Below are 13,954 nucleotides of genomic sequence, written 5' to 3' on the forward strand. Positions count from 1 at the left end.
GTTGAAAAAAAATGGTGAAATTATGTATGCTCTGCGTTTTCTTATGACAAATCTGATATTAAGTATGATTTTACTGGTTTTTCTGGGAATCCGCCGGCTTCTGTCCCGTTATTGGACCGCCGGGTGCTGTTATGCGCTCTGGCTTCTTCCAGCCGCTGCACTTCTGGTTGCACTGCTCCCGTTCCGCCTGTTTCCATCTTCAGGCGTTCCTGCCATCGCAAAAGAATCTCCTCTGTCCGCCGCTGTCACATCATCCGTACAGGATCAGAATCCTGCTGATAACGAAAATTGGCTGCAAGATTTCACAGTCGCTCTGGATCGGCCGGATTTCGAAGTTCTGAATCAGGTGATTATGATCTTATGGTGCTCTGGCATGACTGCTGCTCTGGGACTCTATCTATTGGCAAATCTGCAGCTAAAAAAAATCTGCCGAAATTCTCATCCTCCCGCATTTCGATTGAGTGAAGAATTTCGAATGAGTGAACTCTTCAGAAACTGCAAAATGGAGCTGGGCATCCGCAGAAATATTACTCTGCTGCTATCTGATCAGGTCTCAACACCGTTTATCTATGGAGTTATACATCCCCGCCTGATTTTGCCCTCAGATCTTGCAGACCGGGACAGTCAGAAGGAAACGAAAGAAGAAATCCGGTTTATTCTGCTCCATGAACTGACACATTATAAAAATCATGACCTTTTTTACAACCAAATGCTCATGCTGCTAAGGCTCCCCTATTGGTTCAATCCCATAATCCCTATCGCTATCCGGGAGTTTCGTTCCGACCGGGAATTATACTGCGATGCCTGTCTTTTACATGATATGCCTCCCGGCGATCGTTTGAAATACGGCCACACAATATTGAACTTTTCAAACGGGGTCCGACATCATCTCTTCCGCCCGATCACTACCGGTTTCTCCGGAACAAAGAGGCAGCTCTTCCGCAGAATCGAACAGATCTCCTCTTATCGAACGCCCTCCGGCTATGAAAGGTTCCGCGGCATAGCCGCATTCCTGCTGATCACTCTAATCATGGCTACTCAGCTTCCGCTGCTGAATACCCAGGCGGCTGCCAGGCCGGCACCGGTTGTTGTTTCCGCCGTGTCACCATCCGGCAGGGAAACGCTCCTTCCTTCTGCCCCTGCGCCCTCCTCCTCTGCCCTGGATGTGTATGGTTATTTCCGGGGGCTTGACGGCTGTATGGTGCTGACCGATCTGAATTCCGGCCAATACCGGGTCTATAATGAGGAAAAAAGTACCCGTCGTATCTCACCGGATTCCACCTATAAGATCTATGCCGCGATCAACGCATTGGAATCCGGAATCATCGCTCCGGATCAGAGCACTCTGCCCTGGAACGGACAGTCATATCCCTTCCGGGACTGGGAAAAAGATCAATCTCTGCAGACCGCTATGCGGTACAGTGTAAATTGGTACTTTCAGGCACTGGATCAGAAAGCCGGCCCGGAGAATCTGAAAGAATTTTATCAAAAGATCGGCTATGGTAATCAGGATCTCTCCGGCGGTACCGACAGCTACTGGCTGGAATCCTCACTTGCCATATCGCCTCTGGAACAGGCCGGTCTGCTCAAATCCTTCTATGTAAATGAATTCGGATTTCAACCGGAAAATGTCGCCGCCGTAAAAGAGGCCATCAAACTTTCTTCCGATTCCCTAAGTATGCTGTTCGGTAAGACCGGTTCTGCAAAGGTGAATGGAAATTATGTATCCACCTGGTTTATCGGATATGTGGAAAATCCCGACAATACCTGGTTCTTTGCCACGAATATATCCAATGCCGATAATGCCGGTGGAAATACCTCAGCGGAAGTGACATTACAAGTGCTGAAAGATATGGGAATCTATCCTTCTGTTTAAACCCACTCAGAAAATCTTCATTTAAAATATTCATGGATAATACGCACCGCAATATCCTTCGCATCCGTACCGGTAATCCAGCTGTCCTTCGCCGCCACCAGCCGGACTGCAAAGTAGTTGGTCTCCTCCCCATTCGCTGTCATTCCCACGTACCAGGCGTTGGCATGATTGGCATTCCGGCCGGTTCCTGTTTTTCCATAGATCTGAATGTCGCAGGCGTCCTCATCCTCGGTCTTCATCATTTGCCGAAGCATCGATATGTGTTCTTCCTGGAATTCCGTATTTCCATCGAAGATTCTGGCCAGTACTTCTGTCTGTTCCCGTGCGGATATTTCCAGAGAGGATTCCAGCCAGAAGCCATTCAGTTGTTCTGCACCTCCGTTTACTGTCCCGTCACCCTTCCATTGGTTAATATCACAGTTGCCGTAAGGAAGGGCATTCACCCATTTTTTAACCTTTTCTTCTCCAACCTGGTCAAGAAGTTTACGGTAATACCAGACACAGGATTTCTGAAATGCTTCCTTTAGATTTAGCTCCTGATTCCAGGCAGTATTCGCGTAAATGGTCCCGTCATATCCCATCTTAGATTCCTCTGACTCAACTACGCCTTCTTCCAGTCCAATCAGTGTTGAAACCACCTTGAATGTTGAACACGGAGAGACACGGACTGAGGCCATCTCTTCCTGGTAAATATGAAACGTGTTTGTCCTGCTATTATAAAAAACGGCGCAACCGGTTTGTCCCTCAAAACAATCGCTGTAATCTTCCTTTACGATAACCGGATCTTTTGGGGCGGAGCACTCATGTTCTGTATTTCCTGTCGATTCTGTACTCCCCTTATCAGCAGACAGGATCCCCTTGTCCTTTTCTATCTTTTCATCATGCATTACAGCTGAGGGGGCCTCTGCAGATGCAGCAGTCTGGCCGCATCCTCCGCTGAATATACCAAGACAGATGACCAAAAGTAATATTATAAAACTGGATTTATTCATAGGTATCCTCCTAATATGTCCTTTTCCTCTTTTCGTTTATCTTTATGTAAGCTGTAAGCTCATTTCATTAGATTTGTATTGAATATTTTGAATTTATTATATTGAAAGGAATCCATTTTAAATAACTAAATTGTACCTTATACCCCTTTATTTTATATTTCCCTCAATTTAAATATTACATCTGTAAGCATTATAAGTCAATCAGAATCTGTCCGCTTCCAGAATATCTTTCTCTTACGGTTTCCAGAATCTTGTTTCCAATATAAGCTAATTAGTAAACAGCAGCATTTTTCACGAAAACAAATAGTGCCCGCTCACTATCTTTACCAAATCTATTTTTAGTGAACAGGCGCTGTAATAATTAAATCATTTTATTTAAAAAACTTCTAAACTTCCTTCAGTCACGAATGCCGAACCATATACCAGTCTCAAAGTTCCACCCGTCCCTCCAAGGCCCGCAGAAGCGTCACTTCATCAATATATTCCAGATCGCCCCCCACCGGAACCCCACTGGCAATACGGCTCACCTTCACCCCGGAAGGCTTGACCAGCTTACTGATATACATCGCTGTCGTCTCTCCTTCCAGACTGGAATTCGTAGCGATAATCACTTCGCCCACATCTCCCTGAAGCCTGGCCATCAACTCTTTTAACTTAATATCGCTGGGGCCGATCCCCAGCATCGGAGAGATGGCCCCGTGAAGTACATGATAGACCCCGTCGTACTTACCGGTCTTCTCATAAGCCGCCAGATCCCTGGTATTCTCCACCACCATGATTGTATGCTGGTCCCGCTTCGGGTTACTGCAGATGGGGCACAGTTCCTGGTCGGTCAGCGTATAGCACTGCTTGCAGTAACGCACGTTGTTTCTGGCCTCCACCATGGTATCGGCCAGCCGCTGTACATCCTCCACCGGCATATGAATCAGATGAAAAGCCAGCCGGCCGGCTGACTTTGCACCAATTCCCGGAAGCCGGGAGAGCTCTTCGATTAAGCGGTTAATCTGATTGCTGTATATATCCACGATATCCTCCACTCTCTCTAGAAAGGAAAACCGCCGCCCATTCCGCCCATGCCGCCGGTCAGCTTTGACATAGCCGCGCCGTTCGCTTCTTCTACCTGGCGGAGAGCTTCATTGGTAGCGGCTGCGATCAGATCCTCCAGCATTTCGATATCTTCCGGATCCACCACTTCTTCGGCCAGTTTGACCTTAACCACTTCTCTTTTACCGGAAATGGTCACTTCCACCGCCCCGCCGCCGGCAGCCGCGGTAAATTCCTTCGTTTCCAGTTCCTTCTGGTTCTCTTCCATCTGACGCTGCATTTTCTGCGCCTGCTTCATCAGGTTATTCATATTGCCGGGCATACCCCCGCCCGGAAATCCTCCACGCTTTGCCATATTCATGTCCTCCTTATTCTTCCTCAACGGTAATATCCATGTGGATGATTTTCTCTAAATCAACAAAGCTGTCCTCAAAGGATCGCCCTGTATCAAGCATTTTCATATCGACTTCCACTTCTTTGCCAATCCGGTTGGAAATCAATGCTTCCAGCTCTTCTTTATGTTCTTTGGAACCTACATAGGCAGCTCCCAGTTCGTTTTCAAATACAATCTGCAGTTTATTTCCACCGCCCAAACTCAGCCTGGCTCCCTTCAGGAATACTTTGTCAGGTCCCGAAGCCTCATTTACAATACTTCGCCAGTTGGAGACCACCTGTTTGATATCTTCGGGTATCGCCTTTGGCATCGGCGGTTTCGGCGGCTCCACCGCTGGTGTCTGCACGCTCGGCGCCGTGTTTGGAGCCGCCGGCGCTGCTGTGACGGTAACGCCTTTTTCCAGTTTTTCTTCCACCACCCGAAGGCGGTCCAGCAGGGATTCACTGTCTTTCTCCATAGCCGGCTTACACAGTTTAATCAATGCGATCTCTATTAAGATCCTCTTCTGTGAAGCGTAGCGGATCTGATTGGACAGATCCGACAGTACCCGTATATAGCGCATCAGGGTCTCTGCATCCAGTTTTTGGGCTATCCCGCTCATGCGGGCCAGGGATTCTTTCGACGCGTCGATGACATCCCCCGCCTGGTCCGAGGTCTTAATCAACAGCAGGTTGCGCAGATACCAGATAAAGTCTGTGACAAACTGCCCCATTTCCCGTCCGTCCATGACCAGCGCTTCTATGGATTTCATCACTCCGGTCACGTCCTGCCTGATAATCTGCTCCAGCAAGCCGCCAAATACTTCGGTATCCACAGCGCCCAGCACTTCCAGCACATTTTCATAGGTAAGTTTCTGTCCCAGGTAAAAAGCAAGGCACTGATCCAGCAGGCTCAACGCATCACGCATGGAACCGTCGGCCGCTTTGGCCACATAGCGGATCGCTTTCTCCTCCACCTGGGCGCCTTCCTGTTCCATCAGATCCTTAAGCCTGGCGGATATGGTTTCTATGGAAATCCGCTTAAAATCATATCTCTGGCATCTGGACAGAATGGTAATCGGTATCTTATGAACCTCCGTGGTCGCCAGGATAAAGATCACGTAGGATGGCGGTTCCTCCAGCGTCTTTAAGAGCGCATTAAACGCACCTATCGATAACATATGCACTTCATCGATGATGTATACTTTGTACTTTCCTTCTGTGGGCGAATATGCCACTTCCTCACGGATTTCACGGATATTGTCCACGCCGTTGTTGGAAGCCGCGTCGATCTCGATTACATTCATGCTGGTACCTGAGGCGATGGCCTTGCAGGAGGCGCACACACCACAGGGACTCCCGTCAACCGGATTCTCACAGTTCACGGTCTTTGCCAGGATCTTTGCCACCGTCGTCTTACCGGTACCTCTTGTACCGCAGAACAGATAGGCGTGACCGATCCTGCCGGTCCGGACCTGGTTCTTTAATGTTGTAACGATTGCGTCCTGGCCCTTCACATCCTCAAAGCTGTCGGGACGGAATTTCCGGTATAACGCAGTATAAGACATAAGTTTACTCCTGTTCTAATCTGTCATTCCTGGTTCCGTTGCGCCAGTCAGTCGCCGAAACTGATACCGATTCTCTTCGCTTCCTTGATAATGGACGACTGGGGGTCCACCATTTTCAGTTTGCCGGCCACTTCCTGCAGCGGAACTTTCTTAGTTTCCCCATTTACCATGCCGACCATATAGCCATATTCCTCATTCATGATCAGCTTCGCAGCAGCCGATCCCAGCCTGGTGGCCAGTACCCTGTCATAGGGACAGGGGCTTCCGCCTCTCTGGGTGTGTCCGGGAACAGTAATTCTGACCTCTGATCCTGTAGCTTCCTCGATTTTAGCCGCGATCTCATAGGAAACGGAGGGATATTTGTTCTTCTTCTGCTTCTCCCGGAATTCCTTCTTGGATAATCTGGCATCCTCCTCGGAAATGGCTCCTTCCGCCACAGCCAGGATGGTAAATCTCTTTCCGGCTTTATTTCTGGCCTCGATGGCATTTACCACCTTCTTGATATCATAGGGGATCTCCGGCAGCAGAATGATGTCCGCTCCGCCGGCGATACCGGAGTGCAGAGTCAGCCAGCCGACCTTATGTCCCATGACCTCCACGATGAACACCCGCCCGTGGGAAGCTGCCGTAGTATGAATACAATCGATGGCATCCGTAGCTATATTGACCGCGCTGGTGAATCCGAATGTCATGTCGGTTCCCCACAGATCATTGTCGATGGTTTTGGGAAGGGTCACTACATTCAGGCCTTCCTCCCGAAGCAGGTTCGCCGTCTTATGGGTGCCGTTTCCGCCCAGAATAACCAGGCATTCCAGCCCTAATTTGTAATAGGTGTGTTTCATTCCCTCCACTTTGTCCAGTCCGTTTTCATCCGGCACGCGCATCAGCTTAAACGGCTGGCGGGAGCTGCCCAGAATCGTTCCTCCTCTGGTAAGGATACCGGAGAAATCCGAAGATCCAAGCATTCTGTATTTGCTGTAGATCAGCCCTTTATATCCGTCATCAAAGCCAAAGATTTCCACATCGTCCAGGTTGGTGCACAGCCCCTTGACTACTCCCCGCATGGCCGCGTTTAACGCCTGGCAGTCACCTCCGCTGGTTAACATACCAATTCTTTTTTTCATTGACTCACACCCTATCTCTTAGATTTTCATTGTTTGGTGAATCCTGGAACTTATCCTCATTTATTATATATTATTTGCCTGGGATCGTAAAGGGTCAAAAGTGTTGGGGGCCGGGAGGAGAGGGAAACGGCGGGCACCTGGGGGCTGGGCGGCAATTCTCCCGGGGCCAAATCACATCGGCTTGACCTAAGAACGGGTAACTCCGGCGGTGGGATGCCTCGGTTTTAGGGTTTTGAGATGTATTTATTAAATGCAACCGGTCAGTTGCGTAAAATTGGTTGTCTGCAACCGGAGTTGCTTGTAAAATAAGGTTATGTTAATGGAGGGAGAGAGTTCAATGACTTTAGGGGAACAAATTAAACTGAAACGGGAGGAAAAAAACCTTTCTCAGGAGGAACTTGCAGGGCGGATTGGAGTCAGCCGGCAGGCCGTGTCTAAATGGGAAAGTGATCTCTCGGTACCCACAGGGGCGAACAGAAGATTATTGAATCAGGTGCTTCCATTGGATATGTAAGAAGGAAAATGAATTGGCTTATCCGAACAACATTCTCCGGCGGAGCGGCCGGGTATGTGCTCGGATAAGCTTTAGACGGAATGTATTTTAGACGGCGTAAGGACGCTTGAATCTGTTATTTCAGAGCTATGGTAAAGGGGTCTGCGACTTGCTGCCAGCTGCTTTCTGTACGGCCGCTCGTTTTGGGGCGAGGGGATACATAAGGCGTGAGGGTCAGGGTGCTTGCCTCCGGAGCGATCAGACCTGCAAGACGGTCTGCGTTAAAACGGCCTTCGGATTTTGTGGCGTGTGATACGTAGAAGGAGACCGGGTTACCGAGATCGTCGGAGCCTTCCAGCTTCATGTCATAGTCACTGCCACCATCTATTTTGTAATATATTTTCTGACCTATGGGGCTTGTGGTGAAGGCTGTCAGGTCGACCTGGGTTCCGTCGGGAAGGCTATAATGAATGTCCGTGGCGATTTCATGGGTTTGATCGGAGAGCTGTTCCCCATCTGCATTGAATTTGAATTTCCAATTGCCATCCAGGGTATGGGAGGCATCCTCCATGATCAGCTCAATGTCCATATTTTCTCTTTCAGAACGGTCTCCCAAATTATAGCCAATCAGGGATTCCTGACCATTCCCTTCTTCTAATGGAACGGAGACGCCGCTGCTGCTATTTTCGATGTATTTTCCGTTTATAAAGAGGCTGCCCAAAAGGGATAAAGTATCCATATTCAAGCCCGATTGCGGCTTTGCGGTCTCGGTCGTAGATACGTACAGGACATCTTCCTCCAGGATCACGGAGTTGAGGGTTATCGTTACATCTGCGTTGGTAACCGAATAGTTTATCATGTTTTCATATGGGGTAAGATCTTCATTTGTTCCCAGAAGTTCCCCTATATTATAAGTTAGAGTTTTGGCTGCTGCGCGTACTTCTGTACGGAAGGGACCTGCGCCCAGGACCAGGAAACAGACGGCGATACAGGCGGCGATGGCGAAACCTTTACCGGGAAATGCCGCGCGTCCGGCACGGATCCTGCGGCGGAATTGGTGTTTATAGTGTTTGGCCTCCTCTTCCAATAAAGGGGCGGAGTCATAATCGTGGCAGTTGGTTTCTATTTTATTGATCATTTCATAGATGTTGGGTTTCATATGCGGACTTCTCCTTTCCATTGCGGCTGAATAATTGACGTATTTTCTTTTTTCCCCTGGATAAACGGTTATAGATTACTTCTTTTTTCATGCCGGTATCCCGGCTGACCTGTTCGATATCCTTGTCTTCCCCATAGATGTAAAGAAATAGCTTTTTGTCCGTTTCATTCAGGCATTCTAACATGCAGCCGACTTCTTCCGACAGTTCCTCTTCCACGGCAGCTGCTAATTTATCATCGTCTCCTGAGACGACTACTTCCTCCCAGCTCAGCTGCTCCAGCTCACGCTTGTACTTGCGCAGATAGTCAATGGACTTGTACCGGGCTACTCCAGCCGCCCAGTTTTGAAAGGTATTTCTGGACTCATCGAAATCCTGACTGTGATTCCAGATTCCCAGTAATACATCGTTCATACATTCTTCCTGCCGGTCCGGAAGGGAGAATAGTTGTCTTCGAATGACTGACCGGAGCAGTCCGCCATATTCGTCAATCACATAAAGCAGAGCTTTTTCATTGCCCCGTCTCAGCTCTTTCACAAAGTTATCCTGGTTTATTTTCATAATGAATACTCCTGATGCGGTTTGTAAGCTTACAAATGATTCGTTACACTATATACTTCGATGGAATGGTAATGATTTCTATCATTTTAACAATTATTTTTTAAAATTTATTTATTTCAAGACATATTTTTTCTTAATTTTCTTTCGAGTGTTACCTTTTTTATTGCCAGAAGGCAGAAAAATCACTGCCGCACGGCCCCGGTAACGCCATAAGAACGGATACCCTTTTTCCCGCTTGCATGAGAAAAAAAAGGTGGTTATAATTGGTAATGGCAGTCGGTCTTCCGGCGGCTGCGATCTAATCGCGTAGATGTCTTAGGTAAAGAAAGGCACACCGACAAATCGGAAATTGAGAGGGATATATGAACACACCAACGCTTAAAACGGAAAGGCTTGTATTAAGAAAATTTACCGAAAATGATTTAGAAGCCATGTATATCATTTATAGTGATGAAGAAATTAATAAGTTTTTACCTTGGTTTCCTTTGAGAACAATGGAAGACACAAAGACTTTTTACGACAAGCAATTTGCAGACAGGTACACTCAAGAATGCGGATATAACTACGCGATTTGCTTGAAAAAAGACAATTATCCTATCGGGTATGTCAATGTTGAAACAAATGATAGCTATGATTTTGGCTATGGGCTTCGGAAAGAATTTTGGCATAAAAGAATTGTTACTGAGGCAGGTAAAGCGGTTATAAAGCAATTAAGAAACGATGGTATTCCGTATATTACAGCCACACATGATGTCAACAATCCACGAAGCGGCGGAGTAATGAGGCAGCTGGGTATGAAATATCAATATTCGTATGAAGAACAATGGCAGCCCAAGAATTTTTTAGTTACGTTTAGAATGTATCAATTAAATCTTGACGGAAATGATAGTAGAATTTATAAAAAATATTGGGATAATTCATTTGTTCATTACCGGGAAGCGAATATCTGATGACTTTCTAAATTTATTAGGTTGATTTTAGATATGTTTTATCTTTAATTGATAGAAGTCATAATTTTGGATAATAACCTGTCATAGTTTTTACTTATGGTTAAACTGTCCATAAGCAGTTACAAGTCAGTGAGGCTGTTTCGGGCAATACTCTTCTTTATTGCTGTGTGATCTTCGGATTGTCTTTCACACGCTTATGTGTGATGGATATAATATCCGCCCGGTTTTCGAGTTGTTTTGATGGATAGGATCTGTTTTTGTGTTCGGCTTGGTGGTTACAAGTGCTCTGGACACTTTGTCGGATTTTGGAGTATAATGGAAATACTTACCAAATAATTAGCAGTGTTCACCATACCTGAATTGATGCCGCAGTAAATGCGGCACTGGAGGAAACGGTTACACCATACCTGAATTGATGCCGCAGTAAATGCGGCACTGGAGGAAATTATGTACATAGCAGATCTTCATATTCATTCAAAATACTCCCGGGCTACCAGCCGGGACTGTGAACCGGAGGCCTTGGATCTGTGGAGCAGGCGCAAGGGTATTGACCTGCTGGGAACCGGAGATTTCACACATCCGGCCTGGAGGGCACAGTTGAAAGATAAACTTGCCCCGGCTGAAGAAGGGCTGTACATTTTAAAGGAAGAATACCGGCTTAAAGATGAGATTACTTCCATGGAAAGCCGGCCCCGCTTCGTGATATCCGGCGAAATCAGTTCCATCTATAAAAAGAACGGCAAAACAAGAAAGGTCCATAACCTGATTCTGCTGCCTGGACTGGAGGCTGCGGAGGCTCTGTCCTGCAAGCTGGAGACTGTCGGCAATATCCATTCCGACGGAAGGCCCATCCTGGGTCTGGACAGCCGGGATCTTCTGGAGATCACACTGGATATCTGTCCCGAGGCCATCTTTATACCGGCTCATATCTGGACACCGCATTTTTCCCTGTTCGGCGCGTTTTCCGGTTTCGATACCATCGAGGAATGTTTTGAGGATCTGACTCCTCATATTCATGCGCTGGAGACCGGATTGTCTTCGGATCCGCCTATGAACTGGAGGGTTTCCGCTCTGGACGGTTATCAGCTGGTCTCTAACTCTGACGCCCATTCTCCCGGGAAACTGGGGCGGGAGGCTAATCTATTGGATACGGAACTCAGCTACTCCCATTTGTCGCGGGCGGTCCAGCAGGGACAGGGGCTGGCCGGTACGTTGGAATTCTTTCCGGAAGAAGGAAAATATCATCTGGACGGACACCGGAAATGTAATCTCGCGCTAAACCCGTCTGAAACGGTTGCTTACGGCGGCAAATGCCCGGTCTGCGGCAAAAAAATCACCATAGGAGTCCTACACAGGGTGGAAGAACTGGCTGACCGTGAGGAAGGATTTGTATCTGAAAACGGCAGGCATTACGAAAGTCTCGTTCCGCTGTCTGAGGTAATCGCCGCCTCTACCGGAAAATCTTCCGGAAGCGCTAAGGTAGCCGCCGAGTATGAGAGTATGCTGGGGAAGCTGGGACCTGAATTTTCCATTCTCCGGGAAATCCCGCTGGAGGATATCCGCCGGGCGGCAGGGCCTTGTGTAGAAGAGGGAATCAAGAGGCTGCGGTCCGGTGATGTGACACGGATCCCGGGATACGACGGCGAGTATGGAACCGTTATGATCGTAAATAAGAATGAGATCGATGAGTTATACGGGCAGATCAGTCTGTTTGAAAATTATATGGAGCCGGCGGCTGAGACGGCTGCGGCCAAGGCCCCGCCGAACAGCCGGATAACGCCGGCATCTGGCGGCACGAACCGCACCGGAGTATCGGTGGACGAACCGGCAGGCGGTACCGAACGGCACAATCTCCCGGACGGTTTAAATCAGGAACAGTATGACGCCGTAACGGCGACCGAACCTGTGGTAGCCGTGATCGCAGGGCCTGGTACCGGAAAGACCAAAACATTGGTTTCCCGAATTTCCTGGCTGGTAACTGAACAGCAGGTAGACCCCTCCCGAATCACAGCTGTAACCTTTACCAATAAGGCCGCTATGGAAATGCGCACCCGTCTGGAAAAAGAACTGGGCGGCAAACGGGCAGTGCGTCCCATGACGATCGGTACATTTCACTCCATCTGCTTGAACCTTCTGAAGGACTGGAAGAAGGATGTCGTGCTGGCAGATGAATACCAGTGCCGGGATGCCGCGGAGCAGGTCATCCGCCAGGCCGGCCTGAAGCTGCGCCCTGCTCAGCTGGTACAGGAAATTTCCCGTCTGAAAAACGGTCTTGCCTCTGAGCATAAGCTGCCCGACGATGTAACGGCACGTTATCAGGAGCAGCTGGACAGGGAAGGTCTGATGGATTTTGACGATTTGCTTCTGCAGGTGCTGGAAATAATAAACACAGGCAGCAATCCGGGTAAAAATGTGTCTGGCCCGGCCATGGAACAGGCGTTACTTCCTTTTTCCTATCTGCTGGTAGACGAGTTTCAGGACATAAACGATATTCAATATCAGCTGGTAAGAGCCTGGGCAAAAGGCCATGAGAGCCTGTTTGTCATCGGGGACCCGGATCAGTCGATCTATGGCTTCCGTGGTTCCAATGCTGAATGTTTTAATCTGTTGAAAAAGCAGTTTTCCAGCGTTCGGGATATCAGGCTGACTAAGAACTATCGGTCTACTCCGGAGATTCTTTCCTGTGCTCTGCCCGTGATCAACAGGAATCCGGGAGACCACCGGCTCTTAATCGCACAGCAGCCAGCCGGTTTCCCGGTCAATCTGCTGACAGCGGAAAGCGATCTGTCCGAGGGTATCTTTATTGCCAAAGAGATCAACCGCATGACAGGCGGGATCGATATGCTGGATGCTCAGCAGTATGCCATCCATACAGACAAGCCGCGCAGCTTCCAGGATATTGCCATCCTTTACCGTACCCATCGGCAGGCGAAGGTGTTGGAAAATTGTCTGCGCAAAGAGGGGATTCCTTATGTGGTAACCGGCAGAGATGACTTTCTGGCTGATGAAACGGTACGCGGCGTCCTGGCTTTCTTCCGCTTTCTGTTAACTCCGGAGGATGAAGCTTCCGTAAAGATCTGTTTGAAAAATGTATGGAATTATGACGATGAATTGATCGGGGAGTTTCTGGATGTTTTGAAGCAGAATCAGGTAAAAGAATTTGATACCAGACAGCTCCGGGAACTGGACAGCCAGCTGTCGCCTGCGCTTAAGCTGGCCTCCTGCTGGCAGATGGTCCGCCTTTTTCTTCCCTCTATCCGCAGGGAGAAACCGGCCGTGTTGATCGAAAAATGGCTGGAGGTCAATGAGATCGGTATGTCGGAACCACTCCGTCGTCTGCTGAATATGGCTGTACTTCATAAGGATATGCCTGAATTTCTTCAAAATCTGTTATTGGGCCAGGAGGGGGATCTGCAAAGAAGTGCGGATAAAGTTTATTCTTCTGGTACGGTTACTTTAATGACGCTGCATGGCTCGAAAGGGTTAGAATTCCCGGTAGTCTTCCTGTGCGGGGTGAAAAAGGGCTGCCTGCCTTACGAATCTATCAATCATCCGGCCGATACAGGAGAGGAACGACGGCTGTTCTATGTGGGGATGACGCGGGCCAGGGAAGAGTTGATCATACTGACTTCCCGGGAGCCTTCGGAGTTTCTGGAGGATATTCCGGCAGGCTGCGTGTATAAAGGGGATGTTCATAAAAGAAAAGAGGAGAGCGGGATGGAGCAGTTAAGTCTCTTTGATTTATGACATTACAGATTCCGGAAGATACGCTTCGCAAGAGTGTAAAAATGATAATGGAACTCCCCTGAGGGCTTGA

Annotated in this window: 11 protein-coding genes; 4 read left to right on the forward strand and 7 right to left on the reverse strand. The window is 48.4% G+C overall.

Features of this window, described 5'->3' with window-relative positions:
* Window position 1 precedes the first annotated feature (1 nt).
* A complete protein-coding gene (locus KTH90_RS09150) occupies window positions 2-1,876 on the forward strand; it encodes a BlaR1 family beta-lactam sensor/signal transducer (protein ID WP_158351078.1) in 1,875 nt (624 codons plus the stop codon).
* Between the two features lie 17 nt (window positions 1,877-1,893).
* Here the strand turns inward: KTH90_RS09150 and KTH90_RS09155 are convergent, their stop codons facing one another.
* From KTH90_RS09155 to KTH90_RS09175, 5 genes are all read right to left on the reverse strand, one after another.
* Window positions 1,894-2,868: a penicillin-binding transpeptidase domain-containing protein gene (locus KTH90_RS09155; RefSeq protein WP_158351079.1), complete on the reverse strand. Its 975-nt coding sequence runs from the start codon at window positions 2,866-2,868 to the stop codon at window positions 1,894-1,896.
* A gap of 428 nt (window positions 2,869-3,296) precedes the next feature.
* Window positions 3,297-3,893: a recombination mediator RecR gene (gene recR / locus KTH90_RS09160; RefSeq protein WP_158351080.1), complete on the reverse strand. Its 597-nt coding sequence runs from the start codon at window positions 3,891-3,893 to the stop codon at window positions 3,297-3,299.
* Between the two features lie 17 nt (window positions 3,894-3,910).
* Entirely contained in the window at window positions 3,911-4,267 is a 357-nt protein-coding gene (locus KTH90_RS09165; RefSeq protein WP_158351081.1) for a YbaB/EbfC family nucleoid-associated protein, read from the reverse strand.
* Between the two features lie 13 nt (window positions 4,268-4,280).
* Window positions 4,281-5,852 carry a DNA polymerase III subunit gamma/tau gene (gene dnaX, locus KTH90_RS09170; protein ID WP_158351082.1) on the reverse strand — a complete coding sequence of 524 codons (1,572 nt, stop codon included), beginning with the start codon at window positions 5,850-5,852 and terminating at the stop codon, window positions 4,281-4,283.
* Between the two features lie 47 nt (window positions 5,853-5,899).
* Complete coding sequence (locus KTH90_RS09175) at window positions 5,900-6,976, reverse strand: 6-phosphofructokinase (protein WP_158351083.1); 1,077 nt, start codon at window positions 6,974-6,976, stop codon at window positions 5,900-5,902.
* Between the two features lie 337 nt (window positions 6,977-7,313).
* Here KTH90_RS09175 and KTH90_RS09180 point away from each other — a divergent pair, with 337 nt between their 5' ends.
* Window positions 7,314-7,490 (forward strand): helix-turn-helix transcriptional regulator, encoded by a 177-nt coding sequence (locus tag KTH90_RS09180; protein ID WP_238726675.1) that lies wholly within the window; start codon window positions 7,314-7,316, stop codon window positions 7,488-7,490.
* Between the two features lie 115 nt (window positions 7,491-7,605).
* On the opposite strand, the gene KTH90_RS09185 is transcribed toward KTH90_RS09180, so the two are convergent.
* Both KTH90_RS09185 and KTH90_RS09190 read right to left on the reverse strand, forming a co-directional pair.
* Window positions 7,606-8,628 (reverse strand): DUF4179 domain-containing protein, encoded by a 1,023-nt coding sequence (locus KTH90_RS09185; RefSeq protein ID WP_238726676.1) that lies wholly within the window; start codon window positions 8,626-8,628, stop codon window positions 7,606-7,608.
* Entirely contained in the window at window positions 8,609-9,187 is a 579-nt protein-coding gene (locus KTH90_RS09190; RefSeq protein ID WP_158351086.1) for a sigma-70 family RNA polymerase sigma factor, read from the reverse strand. Before KTH90_RS09190 ends, KTH90_RS09185 begins: the two co-directional genes overlap by 20 nt.
* Window positions 9,188-9,549: 362 nt before the next feature.
* Here KTH90_RS09190 and KTH90_RS09195 point away from each other — a divergent pair, with 362 nt between their 5' ends.
* On the forward strand, window positions 9,550-10,137 hold the full coding sequence (locus tag KTH90_RS09195; protein WP_158351087.1) for a GNAT family N-acetyltransferase: 588 nt from the start codon (window positions 9,550-9,552) through the stop codon (window positions 10,135-10,137).
* A gap of 447 nt (window positions 10,138-10,584) precedes the next feature.
* Window positions 10,585-13,884 (forward strand): UvrD-helicase domain-containing protein, encoded by a 3,300-nt coding sequence (locus KTH90_RS09200; RefSeq protein ID WP_158351088.1) that lies wholly within the window; start codon window positions 10,585-10,587, stop codon window positions 13,882-13,884.
* Window positions 13,885-13,954 lie beyond the last annotated feature (70 nt).

This window comes from Diplocloster modestus (assembly GCF_019042245.1).
Lineage (GTDB): Bacteria > Bacillota > Clostridia > Lachnospirales > Lachnospiraceae > Diplocloster > Diplocloster modestus.